16 protein-coding genes and 1 riboswitch are annotated in these 20,860 nt (G+C 70.9%); of the genes, 6 read left to right on the plus strand and 10 right to left on the minus strand.

The genetic code is table 11. The features are described 5' to 3' along the window. Window positions 1–73: 73 nt before the first annotated feature. From BBK82_RS09745 to BBK82_RS09755, 3 genes are read left to right on the plus strand one after another with little or no spacing between them, the layout of a single operon-like run. Window positions 74–1,150 (plus strand): LolA family protein, encoded by a 1,077-nt coding sequence (locus tag BBK82_RS09745; RefSeq protein WP_065914707.1) that lies wholly within the window; start codon window positions 74–76, stop codon window positions 1,148–1,150. After that, the gene (locus BBK82_RS09750) at window positions 1,147–2,151 is read left to right on the plus strand and encodes an ABC transporter ATP-binding protein (protein ID WP_065914708.1); all 1,005 of its coding nucleotides are present in this window, start codon (window positions 1,147–1,149) and stop codon (window positions 2,149–2,151) included. The genes BBK82_RS09745 and BBK82_RS09750 overlap by 4 nt, the downstream gene beginning before the upstream one ends. Continuing rightward, a complete protein-coding gene (locus tag BBK82_RS09755) occupies window positions 2,148–2,948 on the plus strand; it encodes an ABC transporter permease (RefSeq protein ID WP_065914709.1) in 801 nt (266 codons plus the stop codon). Before BBK82_RS09750 ends, BBK82_RS09755 begins: the two co-directional genes overlap by 4 nt. Here BBK82_RS09755 and BBK82_RS09760 read toward each other — a convergent pair. From BBK82_RS09760 to BBK82_RS09775, 4 genes are all read right to left on the minus strand, one after another. Beyond that, window positions 2,945–3,703, minus strand: coding sequence for an SDR family oxidoreductase (locus BBK82_RS09760; protein ID WP_335618068.1), 759 nt, complete (start codon window positions 3,701–3,703; stop codon window positions 2,945–2,947). The genes BBK82_RS09755 and BBK82_RS09760 overlap by 4 nt on opposite strands. Before the next feature lie 11 nt (window positions 3,704–3,714). Continuing rightward, complete coding sequence (locus tag BBK82_RS09765; protein WP_065914711.1) at window positions 3,715–4,665, minus strand: ABC transporter ATP-binding protein; 951 nt, start codon at window positions 4,663–4,665, stop codon at window positions 3,715–3,717. Then, a complete protein-coding gene (locus tag BBK82_RS09770; RefSeq protein ID WP_083267894.1) occupies window positions 4,665–6,293 on the minus strand; it encodes an ABC transporter permease in 1,629 nt (542 codons plus the stop codon). The genes BBK82_RS09765 and BBK82_RS09770 overlap by 1 nt, the downstream gene beginning before the upstream one ends. Then, window positions 6,269–7,270 (minus strand): thiamine ABC transporter substrate-binding protein, encoded by a 1,002-nt coding sequence (locus BBK82_RS09775; protein ID WP_065914712.1) that lies wholly within the window; start codon window positions 7,268–7,270, stop codon window positions 6,269–6,271. The genes BBK82_RS09770 and BBK82_RS09775 overlap by 25 nt, the downstream gene beginning before the upstream one ends. Then, a riboswitch (TPP riboswitch) is annotated at window positions 7,263–7,375 on the minus strand. Its footprint overlaps the gene before it by 8 nt. A 32-nt stretch (window positions 7,376–7,407) precedes the next feature. Between BBK82_RS09775 and BBK82_RS09780 the strand changes: the two genes are divergently transcribed. Then, entirely contained in the window at window positions 7,408–7,701 is a 294-nt protein-coding gene (locus tag BBK82_RS09780) for a 4a-hydroxytetrahydrobiopterin dehydratase (RefSeq protein WP_065920945.1), read from the plus strand. A gap of 15 nt (window positions 7,702–7,716) precedes the next feature. On the opposite strand, the gene BBK82_RS09785 is transcribed toward BBK82_RS09780, so the two are convergent. From BBK82_RS09785 to ychF, 6 genes are all read right to left on the minus strand, one after another. Next, window positions 7,717–8,931: a mannosyltransferase gene (locus tag BBK82_RS09785; RefSeq protein ID WP_065914713.1), complete on the minus strand. Its 1,215-nt coding sequence runs from the start codon at window positions 8,929–8,931 to the stop codon at window positions 7,717–7,719. Window positions 8,932–9,219: 288 nt separating this feature from the next. Then, complete coding sequence (locus tag BBK82_RS51535; protein WP_170067891.1) at window positions 9,220–9,375, minus strand: DUF6131 family protein; 156 nt, start codon at window positions 9,373–9,375, stop codon at window positions 9,220–9,222. Window positions 9,376–9,532: 157 nt separating this feature from the next. Further along, the gene (locus BBK82_RS09795) at window positions 9,533–12,259 is read right to left on the minus strand and encodes an AfsR/SARP family transcriptional regulator (protein WP_065914715.1); all 2,727 of its coding nucleotides are present in this window, start codon (window positions 12,257–12,259) and stop codon (window positions 9,533–9,535) included. Then, a complete protein-coding gene (locus BBK82_RS09800) occupies window positions 12,256–15,000 on the minus strand; it encodes an AfsR/SARP family transcriptional regulator (protein ID WP_065914716.1) in 2,745 nt (914 codons plus the stop codon). Before BBK82_RS09800 ends, BBK82_RS09795 begins: the two co-directional genes overlap by 4 nt. Then, window positions 14,997–17,738: an AfsR/SARP family transcriptional regulator gene (locus BBK82_RS09805; protein ID WP_065914717.1), complete on the minus strand. Its 2,742-nt coding sequence runs from the start codon at window positions 17,736–17,738 to the stop codon at window positions 14,997–14,999. The genes BBK82_RS09800 and BBK82_RS09805 overlap by 4 nt, the downstream gene beginning before the upstream one ends. Before the next feature lie 69 nt (window positions 17,739–17,807). Continuing rightward, window positions 17,808–18,887 (minus strand): redox-regulated ATPase YchF, encoded by a 1,080-nt coding sequence (gene ychF, locus BBK82_RS09810; RefSeq protein ID WP_065914718.1) that lies wholly within the window; start codon window positions 18,885–18,887, stop codon window positions 17,808–17,810. Window positions 18,888–18,967: 80 nt separating this feature from the next. Here ychF and BBK82_RS09815 point away from each other — a divergent pair, with 80 nt between their 5' ends. Together BBK82_RS09815 and BBK82_RS09820 are read left to right on the plus strand one after the other, a co-directional pair. Continuing rightward, window positions 18,968–20,254 carry a bifunctional transcriptional activator/DNA repair enzyme AdaA gene (locus BBK82_RS09815; RefSeq protein ID WP_065914719.1) on the plus strand — a complete coding sequence of 429 codons (1,287 nt, stop codon included), beginning with the start codon at window positions 18,968–18,970 and terminating at the stop codon, window positions 20,252–20,254. Then, window positions 20,251–20,748 carry a methylated-DNA--[protein]-cysteine S-methyltransferase gene (locus BBK82_RS09820; protein WP_065914720.1) on the plus strand — a complete coding sequence of 166 codons (498 nt, stop codon included), beginning with the start codon at window positions 20,251–20,253 and terminating at the stop codon, window positions 20,746–20,748. The genes BBK82_RS09815 and BBK82_RS09820 overlap by 4 nt, the downstream gene beginning before the upstream one ends. Window positions 20,749–20,860: the final 112 nt, after the last annotated feature.

A 20,860-nucleotide genomic window follows, 5' to 3' on the forward strand; every position in this document is an offset into this window, starting at 1 on the left:
TAGTCTCAGCACCATCTCAGCAAGCCCCGGACAAGCTAGGTCCCACAAGCCCATGGAGGAGGGGACCACAGCGATGAACAAGCGAAAGGTGACCCTGGCCGCAGCAGCGGCCACGGTGGTCACCGGCGCGGCAGGCCTCAGCCTGCTCGCCATGCCAGCAGGCGCCGGCCAACCCCCAACGCTTCCACCCATCACCCCGGAAGCGCTGGTGGAGCAGGTCCTGACCACGAAGCCAACGGCGTTCGGCGGCACCGTGCAGGCCGAGAACAAGCTCGGCCTCCCGGCCCTCGCCGAGATCCCGCAGCTGGCCGACGGCAACCACACGGCCCGCATCTGGACGGACGGCGCGGAGAAGTTCCGCCTCGCCCTGCCCACCGGCCAGTCCGAGCAGACCATCGTGAACGACGGCAAGACCACCTGGTCCTGGAACTCCCAGACCAACGAGGTCACCAAGGCCGAGCACAAGGCCGAGGACAAGGCCCGGGACAAGGCTCCCGCGGAGGCCAAGGCCGCCGACCCGGCGACCGCGGCCAAGGAGATCATCGGTCTCACCAAGGAGTCGAGCGTCCTCACCGTCGACGGCACCGCGAGGGTCGCCGACCGGGCCGCCTACGAGCTCGTCCTCACCCCGAAGCCGACCGAGAAGACTCTCGTCCGCGAGGTCCGGATCGCCGTCGACTCCGAGACGAAGATGCCGCTGCGGGTGGCCGTCCACACGAACGGTGCCACCTCTCCCGCTGCCCAGGTCGGCTTCACCCAGCTGACCGTGGGCCCGCAGGACGCGAAGCTGTTCGAGTTCACGCCGGCCGCCGGTGCGAAGGTCACCACGCCGGAGGCGAAGGAGGAGCGCGGCGACCAGAAGCCCGAGGCGGCGCTGGAGCAGGCGTTGCAGGGCAAGGACCCGCAGTTCTTCGGTGACGGCTGGGACACCGTGGTCGGTGCTCGCATTCCGGCCGAGGTCATGACCCAGGTGCCCGCCGAGGCGCAGGGGCTGGTCGACCGGTTCACCAAGAAGGTCAGCGGCAGCTGGGGCACCGGCAAGGTGTTCACCACGAAGGTCGCGAACATCCTGATCGCGGACGACGGCCGTGTGGTCGCGGGTGCCGTGCCGGAGCAGGTCCTGTTCGACACGATCGGACAGGTGAAGTGACCACCTCGACCAGCGCGCCGGCGACGACGGGCACACCCACCGCCGTCGCCGCGCGGACCAGGGGTCTGCGCAAGGAGTACGGGAGCACGGTCGCCGTGGACCGGGTCGACCTCGAGCTGCCGGAAGGAGCCGTGCTCGGCATGCTCGGCCCCAACGGGTCGGGCAAGACGACCACGATCCGGATGCTGCTCGGGCTCGTGCGGCCCACCCGGGGGGAGATCGAACTGCTCGGCCGGCCGCTTCCGGACGGGGCCGAGCAGGCGCTGCCGCACGTGGGCGCGCTGGTCGAGGGTCCGGGGTTCCACCCGTTCCTGAGCGGGCGGGAGAACCTCATCCGCTGTGCCGCGTTCGAACCGCTGCTGCCGAAGAAGCAGATCAAGCAGGCGGTGGAGGACGCGCTCGAACGCGTCGGGCTCGCCCAGGCGGCCCACCGCAGGTACCGGGGGTACTCGCTCGGCATGAAGCAGCGTCTCGGCCTGGCCGGGGCGTTGCTCGTGCCGCGCAAGCTCGTGGTGCTCGACGAACCCACCAACGGCCTGGACCCGGCCGGCACGAGGGAGATCCGCAAGATCATCGCGGACCTGCACGCGGCCGGCAGCACGGTGCTGGTGTCCAGCCACCTGCTCAGCGAGGTCGAGGCGACCTGCACCCACGTCGCCGTCCTGCACAAGGGGACCGTCGTGGCACAGGGCGAGCTGACCGAGCTGCTGCAGGCGGGCGGCTCGGCGCTGCAGGTGCTCACGCCGGACGTGGAGGACGCGCTGAGCGCCCTGCGCCAGGCCCGCATCTCCGCGCGGCCGCTCGGTGAGGGCCTGCGGGTCGAGCTCGCCGGGACCAGTGCCCCGCAGGTGATCGAGACGCTGGTCAAGGCCGGTGTGCAGGTGTTCGAGGCGACGCGCTGGAAGACCGGCCTGGAGGAGCTGTTCGCGCGGCTCACCGAGGCCGAGGAGGCCGAGCGCGGGATGTCCGCTGTGGACACGCTGGACGGGGGAACGCGATGATCACGCGTCAGCTGGGGTCCGAGGTGCGCTGGATGCTGCGCAGGCCGCGGACCATCATCGGGTTGTTCGGCCTGGTGCTCGTGCCGATCATCATCAGCTTCGGCATCTGGACCGCGGACGGGGACGGCGGCGGACCTGGTCTGGCCGCGATCCTCAAGGGCAACGGCCTGGTCGTCTCGGTGTTCACGTTGTTCCTGTCGCTCAACCTGCTGCTGCCGCTGGTGGCGTCGATCTGGGCGGCGGACGGTCTGGCGGGCGAGTCCCAGCACGGCACGTTGCGCGGCCTGCTGGTCGCGCCGGTGTCACGGGTGCGGCTGCTGTTCGTGAAGCTCTTCGGCGTCGCCGCGCTGTCGCTGCTCGCCGTCACGCTGATGGCGGTGGTCGGCATGGTCGCCGGCACCGCGTTCCTGGGCAACGACGGCATGATGACGTTGTCCGGCAACACCTTGTCGACCGGCGAGGGCCTGCTGCGGATCGCGTTCTTCATCGTCCTGGTGACGTTCCAGATGGTCGCGGTCGGCTCGATCGCGCTGGCCATCTCGTCGACCACCGAGCACCCGCTGGTGGTGCAGGCGGCGACGATGACCGGGATCATCGTGTTCCAGGTGCTGGGCCAGTTCCAGTCGCTCGACTGGCTGCACCCGTTCCTGATCACGACCGGCTTCCCGGGCCTGGTCGACGTGATGCGCGACCCGATGCCGCTCGACCAGATCTGGGACAGCACCCTGCTCGCCGGCTGCTACCTGCTGATCGGCACGGGACTGGCGGCAGCGCGCCTCATCACGAAGGACAACTAACGCCGGAAGCCGCCCTCGCTGTTGATCACCTGTCCGGTGATCCACGCGGCGTCGTCGGTGCAGAGCCAGGAGACCAGCCGGGCGGCGTCGTCCGGCTGACCCCAGCGCCGGTGCGGCATCCGCTCGTTCACGAAGTCCGTGAGCTCCGGTCCGGCCCACCCCGTGTCGGTCGGGCCGGGGTTCACCGCGTTGACGGTGATGCCCCGATCGGCCAGCTGGTGCGAGAGCGTCGCCACGATCGACGAGAGCGCTCCCTTCGAAGCCGCGTAGGCCACCTCACCGGGCATCGGCCCGAGGTCCTGCCCGGACGTCAGGAACACGATCCGGCCGCCGCTCGTGCCCTTCCAGTGCCGGGCAAACGCTTGCGCCAACAGGATCGACGACCGCGTGTTCACCGCGTAGTGCCCGTCGATCATCTCGGCCGTCAGCTCACCCAACGCCCCGTCCTCGCCGTTGCGCGCGTGGTTGCACACCAGAACGTCGACGCGGCCGTACGCGTCGACCGCGGCGTCCACCAGGGTGTCCGGCGTGTCCGCCATCGCCAGGTCGAGGCCGAACGCACTGGCGTCGAGCTCGCGCATGATCTCGTGGACGACCTCGTCCTCCTCCCGGGACATCTCGCCGCCGTACGGCGCGTAGTACTGCAGGAACAGCTCCGCACCCAGCCCGTTCAGCCGGGACGCGATCGCGTACCCGATGCCCTGCCGCCTGCTCACGCCCGTGACGAGTGCGACACGTCCCCCGAGAAGTCCCATGACGGACATCCCTACCCGACGCGCGCGACCCCGTTCAAGTCAATTGCGAGCCGCACCCGGTCACCGACCGACACCGGTCCGACCGCCTCGTACTCCTCGCCGTCGATCTCCACCAGCAGCCGCACGTGGTCACGCCGGTGCACCCGTTCCAGCACGGTGCCCTCCAACGGCCCGTCCGCGTCCACCCGCAACGCCGCCGCCCGCAACCCGACCCGCGCCGCGTCCAGCCCGACGAACGAGCCCGGCACGAACTTGTTGCACCCCAGGAACTTCGCCGTCTCCACGTCGACCGGCGACGACCACACCCGCGCCGGCGGACCGACCTGCACGACCCGGCCGCGCGACATGATCGCCACCCGGTCGGCCAGCGTGAACGCCTCGTCGTGGTCGTGCGTCACCACCAGCGCGGTCGTCGCCGACTCGCGCAGCAACCGCGCCAGGTCCACCGCGAGCTGCTCGCGCAACGCCCGGTCCAGTGCCGACAGCGGCTCGTCCAGCAGCAGCAGCCGCGGCGACGGCGCCAACGCCCGTGCCAGCGCGACCCGTTGTTGCTCACCGCCCGACAGCTGGGTCACGCGACGATCCGCGTACCCGTCCAGCCCGACCAGCTCCAGCAGCGACACCACCCGCTTGTCGCGTTCCTCGCGGTCGACACCCTTCATCCGCAGCCCGAACGCCACGTTCCCGGCGACCGACCGGTGCGGGAACAGCTGCCCGTCCTGGAACACCAGCCCGAACTCGCGCCGGTGCACCGGCACCCCGGCGAGGTCGGCGTCGTCCCACCGCACCGCCCCGGACGACGGCTTCTCCAGCCCCGCGACCGTGCGCAGCAGCGTCGACTTGCCGCAGCCGGACGGCCCGAGCAACGCCACGACCTCGCCGTCCGCGACGTCCAGGGACACCCCGGACACGGCGGTCGTCCGTCCATAGCGGACGGTGATCGAGTCGAGTGCCAGTGCCATCAGAACTCCCCGCTGCTCGGCACGCGCAACCGTTCGATCAGCAGCACGCACCCGACCGTGACGACCATCAACAGCGCGCACGCCGCGTAGGCCATCTGGCTGTTCAGCTCCCCCGGCCGCGACATCAGCCGCGCGATCACGATCGGCAGCGTCGGCGACTCCGGCCGCGCCAGGAAGCTCGTGGCGCCGAACTCGCCCAGCGCCACCACGTACCCGAACCCGGCCGCCGCCACCAGCGACCGCCCGACCAGCGGCAGGTCGACCTCCCGCCACACCCGCGCCGGAGAGGCTCCCAGCGTGGCCGCCGCCTGCCGCAGCCGTTCGTCGACGGCCCGCAGCACCGGCAGCACCATCCGCACGATCAGCGGCGTCACCACCAGCGCCTGCGCCAGCGGCACCAGCAACGGCGAGGTCCGGAAGTCGCCGGGCAACGCGTCCATCGTGACCAGGTAACCGAACCCGACCGTCACCGCCGACACCCCCAGCGGCAGCATCAACGCCGTGTCCAGCACTTCGGCGAACCGGCCACCGGACCGCCGCAGCCCGACCAGCACGACCGCCGAGAACACGCCCACCACCAACGCCACCGCGGTCGCGTCGAACGCCGTGCGCACCGAGTTCAGCGCCGCGTCGATCCCGGTCACCGCCAACGTCCCACGATCACCGCGGGTGGCCAGCGCCGCGTACCCGGCGAAGCTCCAGCCGTCCCTCGTGGACAGCGACCGCGTGACCAGCCCGGCCACCGGCGCGAGCAACGCCACCACGACCACCGCCGCCGCACCCACCACGTACCACTCGCCATCGGACGGCCGTCGAGCGAGCTCTTCCCTGCCCCGCAACGACAACGCGGTCTCCCGCCGGCGCCGTGCCAGCGCCCCGAGCACCAGCACCGCCACCACCGCGGCGAACTGGACCAACGACAGCGCGGCCGCACCGGACAGGTCGAACAACTCGACCGTGCGCAGGTAGATCTCGGTCTCCAGAGTCCGGTACCGCGACCCGCCGAGCACCAGCACCACACCGAAACTGGTGGCGCAGAACAGGAACACCACCGCGGCCGCCGACCCGACGGCGGGCGCCAGCGCGGGCAGCACCACCGACAGGAACGCCCGCGGTCGCGACGCACCGAGCGCACGCGCCGCGTCCTCGGCCCGCCGATCCGTGTGCGCCCACAGCCCGCCGACGGTCCGCGCGACCACGGCGACGTTGAAGAACGCGTTGGCCAGCACGATCGGCAGCACCCCGCCGTCGGGCCAGAACGTCCGGAACGCGAGCCCCACCACGACCGTCGGCAACACGAACGGCACCATCACGGCCGCCCTGACCAGCCCGAGCCCGCGGATCCGGCAGCGGGCCAGCACGAACGCCACCGGCAACCCGGCGAGCACCGCGACGACGGTCGAGGCGGCGGCCTGGCCGAGGGTGAAGCCGACGAGCTCCCAGGTCTCGCCGGCGACCAGCGCGGACGTGACGCCGCCCTCGCGCAGCCCCAGCGACACGATGGCGAGGACCGGCCACGCGAAGAACAGCCCGAGGAAGGCCAGCGGCAACAGCGCTGCCGCAGACCACCCGGTACGTGCGGTGACCAGGCCTCCCGGCGACCTCAGCCCAGCACCAGCTCGCGCCACTGCTCGACCCAGGCTTCCCGGTTGTCCTTCACCTTGTCAGCGGGCAGCGACTGCGGGTTCGTCGGCAGCGGCGCGTCCTTGGCCCACGACTCGGGCAGCGCGACGCCCTCACGTGACGGGTAGACGTACATCTGCTCGGCCACCTGGGCCTGGAACTTCTCGCCCAGCAGGAAGTCGAGCACCTTCTGCGCGTCGGCGGAGTTCTTCGCGCCGGTCAGCACGCCCGCGTACTCGACCTGGCGGTAGCAGGTGCCCAGCACGGCCTTGGTCTTGCCGCCCTCCGCCGACGGCGAGGAGGCGTAGGACACCACGATCGGCCGCGTGCCCTTGGTGGCGGAGAACTCCTGGTTGTAGGCCTCTTCCCAGCCGCTCACGACCTTGACGCCGTTGGCCTTGAGCTTGCCCCAGTACTCCTGCCAGCCGTTCTCGCCGAACTTGGCGATCGTGCCGAGCAGGAACGCGAGCCCCGGCGAGGACGTGGCCGGGTTCTCCACGACCAGCTTGTCCTTGAACTTCGGGTCGGTCAGGTCCTCGTAGGAGGCAGGCTCGGCACCGCCGAGCTTGGCCGGGTCGATGTTCAGGCACACGTCACCGACGTCGACCGCGTGCAGCCGGTTCGTGCCGTCGACCTGGTAGCGCTGGGCGCCCTTCGCCGCCTCCGGCGAGGAGTACTCGGCGAACACGCCCTCCGCCAGCGCCCGCGACGCGAACGTCGAGTCGACGCCGAACGCCACGTCGCCCAGCGGGTTCGCCTTGGTCAGCACCAGCTTGTTGGTGAGCTCGCCCGCGTCACCGCTCGCGATCGGCTTCACGGTGATGCCGGTGGCCTGCTTGAACTCGTCGAACAGGCCCTCCTTCACCGTGAAGGAGTCGTGCGTCACCAGCGTGACCTCACGGGTCTGCGGCGCGCTCGACGTGCCGGCCGAACAGCCGGTGACCAGCGCGGCGGCAACGAGCGCAGCGGAAATCCTTCTCACAGCAACCTCTCCCTACGCCGGTATGACCCGGATCAGGTGGACGGTCGAGGGCTTGCGAGCCCTCCTCTCAGCCCGGCGCTTCACCGGACTCCCGTGGTGAGTTCGCAGCTTACGTGACGTGGTGGGACGATCAGGACATGGCCGAGCTGTTGAGCGACGATCAGTTGAACGACATCCTGCCCAAGCTGCCCGACTGGATCGCCCAGGACGCGGCGCTGGTCCGCACCGTGGAGCTGGCGAGCTTCGCGCAGGCGATCATGGTCGTGAACCGGGTCGCGGAGATCGCCGAGAACGACAACCACCACCCGGACGTCGACATCAGGTACAAGACCCTCACGTTCCGCCTGAGCACGCACTTCAAGGGAGGGATCACCGCACTGGACGTGTCCCTGGCCGAGGAGATCGACGGAGTGGTCGACGCACTCTCCTGACCCGGCCGGACGACCTCAGCCCACGACCCTGCTGGGTTCACCCTCGGTGGCCCGCGCCTCACCGACCGGCCGGTCGGTCGGCTTGCGCCGGGCTGCCAGCCCGATCGCCACGAGCGTGAGCATCCCGGCCGCCGGATAACCCCAGCCGAGCACGACGTAGTACCAGGGCCGCGGGAAGTCCCAGATGTTCGGCTGGGCCATCAGCAGGAACGAGATCAGGAAGCCGCCGGTCAGCAGCACCCACAGGCCGGCGGCGACCTTGCACAGGACGTGCCCGCCCTCGTACACGAGCCACAGCAGGGCGGGCACCATCCACACCCAGTGGTGGCTCCACGAGATCGGCGAGACCAGTAGGCCGAGGAACTGGACGCTGATGATCAGCGCCAGCACGTCCCTGGTCTTGCTGACCGCGAACCACGTGAGCGCGGCCGCCACGACCGCCGCGACGAGGTAGATCCACCCGGTCTTCACGTCGTAGCCGACCGTGCGGCTCAACGCACCGCGCACCGACTGGTTGATCGCGCTGCCGACCGGTCCGACCCGGCTCGCGTCACCGAGCAGCTGGAACCAGAACTTGTCCGACTGCGACGGCGACAGCACCCAGCCGATGCCGTACGTCACAGCAAAAGCGACGAACGACCAGACGGCAGCCATCCACCTCTTCGTGAGCAGGAAGTACAAACCGGAGATAGCGGGCGTCAGCTTGATGCCCGCGGTGAAACCCACGCCGGCGCCACCGACCCAGTTGCGCGCGCTCGCGAGCGTGCCGACCAGGATCGCGCACAGCACCAGGTTGATCTGGCCGTAGTTGAGGGTGGTGCGCACGGGCTCGATCCACAGCACCAGCGCGGTCCAGAACATCGCGCGGCGCGGGTCGTCGAGCTTGAGCAGCTTCAGGCTCGTGCGGACGATGAAGTACAGGCACCCCAAGCAGATCAGCTGCCAGATCCAGCGTGAGGCCTCCCACGGCACCCAGCTCATCGGCGTGAAGATCGCGGCGGCGAACGGCGGGTAGGTGAACGGCAGAGGGAAGACGTCCGCGTACTGGTCCAGCCGCCACTCGTACAGGTCGCCGGAGAACAGGTGCGGTGATCCGTTGCGGTAGACCAGCAGGTCGATCATGGTCATCTTGGTCTGGAACGCGACCATGAGCAGGTGCCCGACCACCGACAACGCGAGCAGCCACGGTGCTACGGAGAGCACACGCGCTTCCACAGCACGGAGTTTCACGAAGAAAACGTTACTCGATGCAACGTGAGTGGGTACCCGAGCGTCATCTGAATGGGAGAGATCGCTGTAGGGAGTTTTTCTGATCATGTCTGTTGATCTTGTTGTTGCCGCTGTCGCCGCTCTGGGCATGCTGGGAGTCGCGTTCGGAGTGTTCGCCGCGGCCGCTCGGAGCAAGAGCAGCCTCTGAGTTTCATCCACCACCGAACGCCGAAAGGGGGAGCCTCCACTGTGGAGGCTCCCCCTTCTGGCTTCGTTGCCCTGCGTTGCCGGGCGTTTCAGAAGTGGTGCTTAGAAGTAGTGCGCACGGCCGCCGATCGGCTTGCCGACAGCACCGAGCACGGCGAGGATGGCGCCGATCACCAACAGCACCACGCCGATGGTCGTCAGAATGCTGATACCGGCCAGCCATCCGACGACGAGCAGGATCAGACCGAGGACGATCATGACACCTCCAGGTGGGGAACTCATGTCTCGGATACCCCACGAAGGCCGGTACAAACCTGATTTTCCTGTCTCGCAGGACTTTCAGCTCTCCGCACACCGGTGGTGACGGGCAGTCATCAGATTTCTCACGAATGAACTCGACCGGGACTTCCCGGTGTCAGTCGCCGCCCGTCGCCGCGATCAGCTCATGAAGGCGCTCGAGCTGGTGCAACTCGAGCGCTTCCATGAGCGACCCCTCGATCAACTGCTGCGCCTGGGCTGCGCACTCCCGCGCGCGAGTCTTCTCCCCCGTCGCGTAGAGAGCAGTACCGAGCAGGATGAGACCGTCGGCCACATTGGTCTCGTCGCGCATCTGCTGCCACAGCTCGAGCGAGCGCTCGTAGCACTCGACGGCCTCGCGGTGCCGCTCCAGACCGAGGTAGATGTCCCCCAGGGTCTCGTAGTTCACGGCAGGCCCCTCGTCCTGACCGTTGTAGTGCGTCTCGGTGAACTTCTCCGCCGCGTGCAGGCAGAGCTCGATCGCACGAACGTCGTCGCCCGTGATGTGGTGTGCCCTGCCGAGGGCGGCGAGGTGACGGCCGACCTCGTAGCTGTCCGGGTGGCCTGCGATCCGCGGATGAACCTCCAGCAGCACGTTGAGCGCGTCCGCGAGGCGGCCCCTCCGTTCGTGGGTGCGCGCGAGCCCGCGCCACAGGTGGGCCTCGGCGAGGACGTCGCCGACGGACTGGGCGTACCGGATCGCCTCGAGCAGGTGGACCTCCGCTTCGTCGTACCTCTGGGCGTTCATGCAGGTGCCGGCGAGCCTGCGGTGCATGTGGCTCTGCGCGTGGGGGTCCCCCAGCCGCTGCGCCGCCGCCAGCCCGAGGCGGTGGCCGGTCAGACCTTCGTACAGGTAGTGCCGCCGGCTGAGGAAGCCGTGCGTCACGTGCATCGCCCGCCAGACGAAGGCGTCCGCACCCAGGCTTCCCGCGCGTTCGACGGCCCTGAGCACCACCCGGTGCTCGACGACGAACCACGCCCACGCCGAGTCCGAGTCCCGCACCGGGTCGACCAGCACCCCCGGTGCGGGCGGATCGGTGACGACCGGCGGGAGGTTGTACGACAGGTGCTGCCAACAGGCGTGCGCGGTGTGCAGGTAGTGGTCGAACATCCGGTTCAGCGCTGCTGCCCTGTCCTCGGCCGGCAGGCCGGCCGCCCGTTCGGCCGCGTAGTCGCGCAACAGGTCGTGCTGCGAGTACCGGCCGTGCGCATCGGAGTGCAGGAGGCTGCCGGCCACGAGCTCGGCCAGCACGCGCCGCGTCTCCGCCAGCGGGAGAGCGGAGAGGCTCGCGACGGCGATCACGCTGAAGTCCGGCCCCGGATGCAGACCGAGCAGGACGAACATCCTGGCCGCCTGTTCGCTCACGGACCGCAACGACCACGAGAAGACCGCGCGGACGCCGGTCGTGGGGTCGTCGATGTCGAGGGCGTCGAGCCGTTCGCCGTCGAGCTCGTCCGCGAGCGCGGTGAGCGAGTCGCCGAACGCCGCGCGGGCGGCGACGATGCTCAGCGCGAGCGGCAGCCCCGCACAGCGCCGTACCAGGCGTGTCACCGCCTCGGGCTCGTCCTCCGCCCTGGCCGTGCCGATCCGTCCGGTCAGCAGGTCGGCCGACTGCCGTTCGTCGAGGACGTCGAGCGCGACCGGCAGCGCGCCTTCCCTGGCCACCAGTCCGCTGAGCCGGTTGCGGCTGGTGACGACCACCAGGTTGGTCGCGCCACCGGGCAGCAACGGGCGCACCTGGTCGACGTCGCGCGCGTTGTCCAGGAGCAGCAGCACCCGGCGTTCGGCCAGCGCCGACCGGTACGCCGAGATGAGCGCGCTCTCCGAGGCCGGGATCTCGCTCGCGGCGACACCGAGCGCCGCCAGGAAGTCACGGGCCACCGACAGCGGGTCGACCGGTTCCGCCTGCGTGTCGAAGCCGCGCAGGTTGACGTAGAGCTGGCCGTCGGGGAACCGCTCGGCCTGCCGGTGCGCCCACTGCACGGCGAGCGCGGTCTTGCCGACCCCGCCGATCCCGTTGATCGCCGAGATCAACACGGGCTCACCCGGCCGCGCCCGCAGCAGCTCGGTGAGCCGGGCCAGCTCACGCTCCCGCCCCACGAAGTGCGGAACGCCGACCGGCAGTTGCCGGGGCACGGGGTCACCAGGCACCTCACCGCTGAGCACCTGCCGGTGGGCGTCGAGCAGCCGTTCGCCGGGGTCGACCCCGAGCTCGTCGGCGAGGTGCCCGCGCACCTCCTGGTAGACCGCCAGTGCCTCCGCCTGCTGGTTCGACCTGTGCAACGCGAGCATCAACTGCGCCCAGAACGTCTCCCGCAACGGGTGCCTCTGGACGAGCGACCGCAGCTCGGGCACGAGCGCACCGGTGTCACGGGCCAGGTCCTGGTCGATCCGGCGCTCCAGGGCCACACGTTCTTCCAGCAGTGGTGGCACGTCATCGCGGTGCAGCGCCTCGGAGACCACGTCGGCCAGCACCTGACCGCGCCACAGTTCCAGCGCCGCGCGGAACTCCCCCTGCTGCACCAGCGCGCGGAACCTCGTGAGGTCGAGGCTCTCCGGCGCCACCTCGGCCACGTAGCCGCCGCTGCGGGTGGTGACGCAGCCGGCCGCACCGAGCGCCTGCCGCAACCGGGTCACCACCATCTGCAACGTCTTGTGCGCCCGGTCCGGTGCGGGCGGTGCACCGTCCCAGAGCCGGTCCACCAGCTCGCTGACGGACACGAACTCGTTGGCGCGCAACAACAGCGTCCCGAGCAGCACCCGGCACCGCCCGGCCGGGACGGTCACCGGTCGCCCGTCGAGCAGGACCTCCAGCGGCCCCAGCACGCGGTACTCGGCGCTCACCGCGGCACGTCCTCGACTCCCTCGATCGACGCGAGCAGCTCCTTGATCCGGTCCACGTCCTCCTGGAAGTACTCGGAGTCCGGCGCCTCGGCCATGGTCTGCCACGCCTCGGAGAGGCACTCGCGTGCGCGTGCGTTCTCGCCCACCACGATGAGCGCCTTGGCGAGCAGCACGAGACCGTCGGCCGTGTTGGTGCCACCGCGCATGGTCCGCCACACGTCGACCGCCTGCTCATAGCTCTCGACGGCCTCGGCGTGCCGGCCGAGACCGAGGTAGATGTCGCCCAGCGTCTCCAGGTTCCCGGCCGGCCCCTCGTCCTGGCCGTTGAAGCCGGTCTCCGCGAACTTCTCGGCCGCCAGGAGGCACAGCTCGAGCGCCCTGACGCCGTCGCCGACGTTGTTGTGCGCTCTGCCGAGCGCCGCGAGGTGGCGGCCGAGCTCGTAGCTGTCGCCGTGCCCCTCCATGCGCGGGTGGACCTCCGCGAGCACGGCGAGTGCGTCGGCCAGCCGGCCCTGCTTCTCGTAGGTGAACGCGAGACCGCGCCGCAGGTGCGCCTCCGCGACCACGTTGCCGCCGGGCTGCGCGCACCGGATGGCCTCACGCAGGTGGACCTCGCTGAGGGCGAACTCGTTCGCGCTGATCAGCACCGCGGCGATCCTGCGGTGCATGAGGCTCTGCGCGTCGAAGTCCCCGAGCCGCTCCGCCGCGGCCAGCCCGGCGCGGTGCCCGGCCAGCGCCTCGGTGAGGTAGCCCTCCCGGGAGAGGTAGCCGTGCATCACGAAGGCCAGCTGCCAGACGAACCCGTCCTCGCCCAGTTCCTTCGCCCGTTCGAGGGCGCTGAGCAACGCCCGGTGCTCGGCGCGGAACCGGACCCACGCCGCGTCCGCGTCCGCCACCGGTTCGAGCAGCACACCCGGCGCGGGCGGCGCCGTGACCAGCGGCGGGATGTTGAACTGGAGCTGCTGCCAGCACGCGTGCGCGGTGTGCAGGTAGTGGTCGAACATCCGCCGCACCGCCGCGTCCCGCACGTCGGCCGGCAGCTCGGCCGCCCGTTCCGCCGCGTAGTCGCGCAACAGGTCGTGCCACCCGTACCGGCCGGGCGCGGTGACGTGGACGAGGCTGCCGGCGATGAGGTCGTTCAGCGCCCGCCGGGTCTGCGCCACCGGCAGTCCGGCGAGGCTCGCGACGGCGGCCGCACTGGCGTCGGAGCCGGGGTGCAGACCCAGGAGCACGAACACCCTGACCGCGGTCTCGCCGACCGACCGCAGCGACCACGAGAACACCGCGCGGATGCCGGTCGTCGGGTCGTCGATGTCGAGGGCCTCGAGCCGTTCCTGGTCGAGCTCGTCCGCGAGAGCCGTGAGCGAGTCGCCGTAGGCGGCACGGGCAGCGACGATGCTGAGCGCCAACGGCAGCCCGGCACACCGCGTGACCAGCCGGGACACCGCCTCCGGCTCGGCTCGCACCCTGGCGGCGCCGATCCGTCCGGTCAGCAGGCCGACCGCCTGGTCCTCGTCGAGCACGTCGAGGCCGACCGGCTGCGCGCCCTCCCGCGCGATCAGCCCGCTCAGCCGGTTGCGGCTGGTGATGAGCACCAGGTTCGCGGCCCCACCGGGCAACAACGGGCGCACCTGGTCGGCATCACGCGCGTTGTCCAGCAACAGCAACATGCGGCGCTGGGCCAACGCGGACCGGTACGCCGCGATGAGCGCGTCCTCCGACGCCGGAACCTCGCCCGACGGCACGCCGAGCGCCACGAGGAAGTCGCGCGCCGCCGACAGCGGGTCGACCGGCTCGACCTGCGTGTCGAAGCCGCGCAGGTTCACGTAGAGCTGCCCGTCCGGGAACCGCTCGGCCTGCCGGTGCGCCCACTGCACGGCGAGCGCGGTCTTGCCGACCCCGCCGATCCCGTTGATCGCCGAGATCAGCACCGGCTGGCCCGGCCGCGCCCGCACCAGCTCGTCGAGCCGCGCCAGCTCCTGCTCCCTGCCGACGAAGTGCGGGATGCCCGCGGGCAGCTGACGCGGCACGTCGTCGTGCGACACCTCCCCGCTGAGGACCTGCTGGTGGGCGTCGCGCAGCCGTTGCCCCGGATCGACCCCGAGCTCGTCGGCGAGGTGCCTGCGCACCTCCTCGTAGACCGCGAGCGCCTCCGCCTGCTGGTTCGACCGCTGCAGCGCGAGCATGAGCTGCGCCCAGAACGTCTCCCGCAACGGGTACTTCTTGATCAGCGACCGCAGCTCCGGCACCAGCACGTCGGTGTCACGGGCCAGGTCCTGGTCGATCCGGTGCTCCAGCGCCACGACGTGCTCTTCCAGCAACAACGGCACGTCGTCGCGGTGCAGCGCCTCGGAGGCGACGTCGGCCAGCACCGACCCGCGCCACAGGTCCAGCGCATCCCGGAACGCACCCTGTTCGACCAACGCCCGGAACCGCGTCAGGTCGAGCTGGTCCGGCTCGACCTCCGCGCTGTACCCACCGGACACCGTGCGCACGCAGTTGGCCGCCCCCAACGCATGCCGCAGCCGGTTCACCACCATGTGCAGCGACTTGTGCGCCCGGTCCGGCGCGGGCGGCGCACCGTCCCAGACCCGCTCGACCAGCTCGTCGACGGACACGAACTCGTTGGCGCGCAACAAGAGCGTGGCGAGCAGAACACGGCCGCGACCGGCTGGCACGACGACAGGCGAGCCGTCCAGCAGCACCTCGAGCGGGCCCAGCACCCGGTACTCGGCCTTCACGCCGTCGTCCCGTCGGCGTGAGCGACCGAGGCGAGCAGGTCGCGCAACTGCTGCATGTCCGGCAGGTGGTAGACGGCGTCCAGGGCTCCCTCGTGGATCTGCAGGGCCTCGGCGAGGCACTCACGCGCCCGGCCGGGATCACCCGTCCTGATGAGCGCCTCGCCCATCTTGCGGAGGATGTCGGCGATGTCGGTCGCGCTGCGCATGTCCCGCCACATCCGCAACGCCCGCTCGTAGCTGGCGAGGGACTCGGCGTGCCGTCCCAGTGCCAGGTAGATGTCGCCCAGTGTCTCCTGGTTGCTGCCCGGCCCTTCGTCCTGGCCGTTGAAGTCGGTCTCGGCGAACTTCCCGGCCGCCTGCAGGCAGAGTTCGAGCGCCCGCTCGTTCTCGCCCGTGATGTGGTGGGCGCGGCCCAAAGCGGAGAGGTGGCGGCCGACCTCGTAGCTGTCGCTGTGGCCCTCGACCCGCGGGTGGATCTCCGCCAGCACCTCGAGCGCGTCCGCGAGCCGGCCCTGCCGTTCGTGGGTGAACGCGAGCCCGCGCCGCAGGTGTGCCTCCGCCAGGACGTCGCCGCCCGGCTGCGCGCACCGGATCGCCTCACGCAGGTGGTGTTCGCCGCCGTCGAAGTCGTCGAAGCCGATGAGCACGGAGGCGATCCTGCGGTGCATGAGGCTCTGCGCGGTGAGGTCGCCCAGCCGCTGCGCCGCCGCCAACGCGAGGCGGTGCAGGCCCGCCGCCTCGAGGTGCCCCTGGCGGGAGAGGTAGCCGTGCAGCATGAACGGCACCTGCCAGACGACGTGGTCGGCCCCCAGCTCGTTCGCGCGTTCGACGACGCCGAGCAGCACCCGCAGTTCGGCGCCGAACCCGGCCCACGCCGCGTCCGGGTCCCCGGCCTCCTCGACCACCACACCCGGTGCCGGCGGCTCCGTGAGGATCGGCGGGATGTTGAACTGCAGCTGCTGCCAGCAGGACTGGGTGGTGTGCAGGTAGTGGTCGAACATCCGGTGCACCGCCGCGTCCCGCACGTCGGCCGGCAGCTCGGCCGCCCGTTCCGCCGCGTAGTCGCGCAACAGGTCGTGCTGCGAGTACCGGCCGTTCGCGCTGACCTGCACGAGGCTGCCGGCGACGAGCTCGGTGAGCGCGCGCCGGGTCTCGGCCCGCGACAGCGCGGCAAGGCTGGCGACGGCGCTCAGCGCGAAGTCAGGACCGGGGTGCAGGCCGAGGAGGACGAACACCGTGGCCGCCGGCGCGCTGACCGACCGCAGGGACCACGAGAAGACCGCGCGGACGCCGGTGACGGGGTCGTCGATGTCGAGGGCGTCGAGCCGTTCGCCGTCGAGCTCGTCGGCGAGGGTGCCCAGCGCGTCGCCGTACGCCGCACGCGCCGCGACGATGCCCAGTGCGAGGGGCAGACCGGCACACCGCTCGACCAGCCTCCGCACCGCGTCCGGCTCGGCCTCGACCCTGCCGGCGCCGATGCGTTCGGCCAGCAGGGCGGTCGACTGCCGTTCGTCGAGCACGTCGAGCGCGACCGGCAGCGCGCCTTCCCTGGCCGCCAGCCCGGCGAGCCGGTTGCGGCTGGTGACGACGACCAGGTTCGCCGCGCCACCGGGCAGCAACGGCCGCACCTGGTCGGCATCACGCGCGTTGTCGAGCAACAGCAACATCCGCCGCTTGGCCAGCGCCGACCGATATGCCGCTACGAGTGCTTCCGCCGAGTTCGGGATCTCGTTCGCGGAGAAGCCCAGCGCCACCAGGAAGTCGTGGAGCACCGACAACGGGTCCGCCGGGTCGGCCCGCGTGTCGAAGCCGCGCAGGTTCACGTAGAGCTGGCCGTCGGGGAACCGTTCGGCCTGCTGGTGCGCCCACTGCACGGCGAGCGCGGTCTTGCCGACCCCGCCGATCCCGTTGATCGCCGAGATCAACACGGGCTCACCCGGCCGCGCCCGCAGCAGCTCGGTGAGCCGGGCCAGCTCACGCTCCCGCCCCACGAAGTGCGGAATGCCGGCCGGCAACTGGCGGGGCACGGCGTCGACCGGCACCTCACCGCTGAGCACCTGCCGGTGGGCCTCACGGAGCCGTTCACCGGGGTCTACCCCCAGCTCGTCCATGAGGTGCCCGCGCACCTCCTGGTAGACCGCCAGTGCCTCCGCCTGCTGGTTCGACCGGTGCAACGCGAGCATCAACTGCGCCCAGAACGTCTCCCGCAACGGGTGCCTCTGGACGAGCGACCGCAGCTCGGCCACCAGCGCACCGGTGTCACGGGCCAGGTCCTGGTCGATCCGGCGCTCCAGCGCCACGACGTGCTCTTCCAGCAGCGGCGGCACGTCATCGCGGTGCAGCGCCTCCGAGGTGACGTCGCCCAGCACCGGTCCACGCCACAGCTCCAGCGCCGCGCGGAACTCCCCCTGATCCACCAGCGCCCGGAACCGCGTCAGGTCGAGCTGGTCCGGCTCGACCTCCGCGCTGTACCCACCGGACATCGTCCGGACGCAGTTGGCCGCCCCGAGCGCCTGCCGCAGCCGCAACACGACCATCTGCAGCGTCTTGCGCACCCGCTCGTGATCCGCCGGCGCACCGTCCCAGATGCGCTCGACCAGCTCGTCGACCGAGACGAACTGGTTGGGGCGCAACAACAACGTGGCGAGCAAGACGCGCCCCCGACCGGCGGGAACGGCGACCGGCTCACCGGCAGCCAGCACCTCCAGCGGTCCCAGGACGCGGTACTCGACGATCACATCCCAAGAGTCTAGGTATGAACGTCAAACCAGTACCTGCGCTGTGACGGTGCGGGTGAGACGTCCAGGTCAGACGTTGAAGCGGAACTCCACCACGTCGCCGTCCGCCATCACGTAGTCCTTGCCCTCCATGCGGACCTTGCCCGCCGCCTTCGCGTCCGCCTTCGAGCCCGCGGCCACCAGGTCGTCGAACGACACGACCTCGGCCTTGATGAAGCCCTTCTCGAAGTCGGTGTGGATGACGCCCGCCGCCTGCGGGGCCGTCGCGCCCTGCGGGATCGTCCACGCGCGCGCTTCCTTCGGGCCCGCGGTCAGGTAGGTCTGCAGGCCGAGGGTGTGGAAGCCGGCGCGGGCCAGCGAGTGCAGGCCCGGCTCGTGCTGGCCGATGGACTCGAGGAGCTCCAGGGCGGACTCCTCGTCGAGCTCCAGCAGCTCGGACTCGACCTTGGCGTCGAGGAAGACCGCGTCGGCCGGGGCGACCAGCTCGCGCAGCTCCTTCATGCGGGCCTCGTCGCCCAGGACGCCCTCGTCGGCGTTGAAGACGTAGAGGAACGGCTTGGTGGTGAGCAGCGACAGCTCGCGGATCAGCGCGTTGTCCACTTCGGACTGTGCGGAGAACAGGGTGCGGCCGGAGTCGAGGATGTCCTTGGCCTTGTTCGCGGCATCGAGGGCGGGGCGGCGGTCCTTCTGCGTCCGCGCCTCCTTCTCCAGGCGCGGGATGGCCTTCTCCAGGGTCTGGAGGTCGGCGAGGATCAGCTCGGTGTTGATCGTCTCCATGTCGGAGGACGGGTCGACGCGGCCGTCGACGTGGACCACGTCGGGGTCGTCGAACACGCGGATGACCTGGCAGATGGCGTTGGCCTCGCGGATGTTGGCGAGGAACTTGTTGCCGAGGCCCTCGCCCTCCGACGCGCCCTTGACGATGCCGGCGATGTCGACGAACGACACCACGGCCGGCACCTCGCGCTCGGAACCGAAGATCTCGGCGAGCTTGGTGAGGCGTGCGTCCGGCAGCGGCACGACGCCGACGTTCGGCTCGATGGTCGCGAACGGGTAGTTCGCGGCGAGCACGTCGTTGCGCGTCAGTGCGTTGAAGAGGGTGGACTTGCCGACGTTGGGCAGCCCGACGATACCGAGGGTCAAACTCACGGGGGACGAGTCTACGGCAGCCGACGGTCGTGTCCGATTCCCGCGAGCCATAGCCCGTTGTCGCTGGCAGGATCGTTGCCATGGTCATTGACGAAGAGCACGCGTATCGGGTGTGCGCCGCGCGTGACGCCCGGTTCGACGGGTGCTTCATCCACGCGGTCCGCACGACCGGCATCTACTGCCGGCCGTCGTGCCCCGCGGTGACCCCGAAGCGCCGCAACAGCCAGTTCTTCCTCACCGCGGCCGCCGCGCAGTCCGCCGGCTACCGCGCCTGCCGCCGCTGCCTGCCCGACGCCACACCGGGCTCGCCGGAGTGGAACCTCCGCGCCGACCTCGCCGCCCGCGCGATGCGCCTGATCAGCGACGGCGTGGTCGAACGCGACGGCGTGACGGGTCTCGCGACCAGGCTCGGCTACTCGGAACGCCACCTCACGCGGGTCCTCACCTCCGAACTGGGCGCCGGCCCGCTGGCACTGGCCCGCGCCCACCGCGCGCACGCGGCCAGGTTGCTGATCGAGACGACGGAGATGGCGTTCGCGGACATCGCGTTCGCCGCCGGGTTCGCCTCGGTCAGGCAGTTCAACGACACCATCCGCATGGTGTTCGCCTCGACCCCCTCCGACATGCGCGGACGCGGCAAGGCCCCGGTCGGCACACCGGGCCGGATCGTGCTGCGCCTGCCCTACCGGCCGCCGTTCGACGCCGAGGGCCTGCTCACGCACTTCCGCGCGCACGCCCTGCCCGGCGTCGAGGAGGTCACCGCCGACTCCTACGCCCGCACGCTGCTCCTGCCCCACGGCGAGGCGACCGTGCGCCTGACGTTCCCGACGGACCACGTCCTGTGCTCGCTGCGCCTGTCCGACGTGCGCGACCTCGGCACGGCCGTGGCACGGGTGCGCCGCCTGCTGGACCTCGACGCGGACCCGGTGTCCGTGGACACGTTCCTCGGCGCGGACCCCCTGATCGGCCCGCTCGTCCGCGCCGTGCCCGGCATCCGCGTCGCGGGCAGCGTCGACGGCGCCGAGACCCTGCTGCGCCTGGTGGCCCCGTTCACGGGCGTCCCGCTGCAGGTCCCGGACGGCTCCCTGACCCACCTCTACTCGGCCGGGGACCACCCCGTCGCCGAGGCACTCGCGAGCGGAAGGCTCACCGTGGACGTGGGCCGCTCGATCGAGGACCTGACCGAAGAGCTCGCACCGCTGACCGGCACCGCCGTGGCCGACGAGGTAGCCATGCGGGTCCTGGGCGCACCGGACGTCCTGGTGCTCCCGGCCCACCTGCGCGACCTGGCCCCGCACGGCCCGGACTGGCGGCCGTGGCGTTCCTACGCGAGCGCACACCTGACAAGGAAGGCAGCAACCTCATGAGCGTCGCACATTCGTCCACTGTGGACACCCCAGCGGGCCCGTTCACCGCGGTCGTCGCACCGGACGGAGCCGTGCTGGCCAGTGGCTGGACCGCCGACCTCGACCTGCTGACGCCGCAGGTCCACGCCTCCCTGAGGCCGTCCTCCATCGAGCCGCGCCCCGACCTCGGCGCCGTGACGAAGGCCGTGCAGGCCTACCACGAGGGCGACCTGGAGGTGATCGACTCCATCGAGGTGCGCCAGCGGTCGGGCCCGTTCCTGCAGCACGCGTGGGACGTCCTGCGCACCGTCCGCGCCGGCGAACCGGTCACCTACTCCGAGTACGCCTCGCTGTCCGGTCGCCCGGCGGCGGTGCGGGCGGCGGCCTCGGCCTGCGCGCGCAACTCGGTGGCGCTGTTCGTGCCGTGCCACCGGGTGATCCGGATCGGCGGGGACATGGGCGGGTTCCGGTGGGGCCTGGACGTGAAGCGCTGGCTGCTGTCCCACGAGTCCTGACCGCGCCCGCTCCCCTCCGCTCGCTCCCTTCGCACGCGGGGCCCTTTCGTGCGCTCCTGGGGTACGAAAGCTCCCCGCGTACTTCAAAATGAGGCTGATGGGGCTCCTGTGG

Source organism: Lentzea guizhouensis (assembly GCF_001701025.1).
Lineage (GTDB): Bacteria > Actinomycetota > Actinomycetes > Mycobacteriales > Pseudonocardiaceae > Lentzea > Lentzea guizhouensis.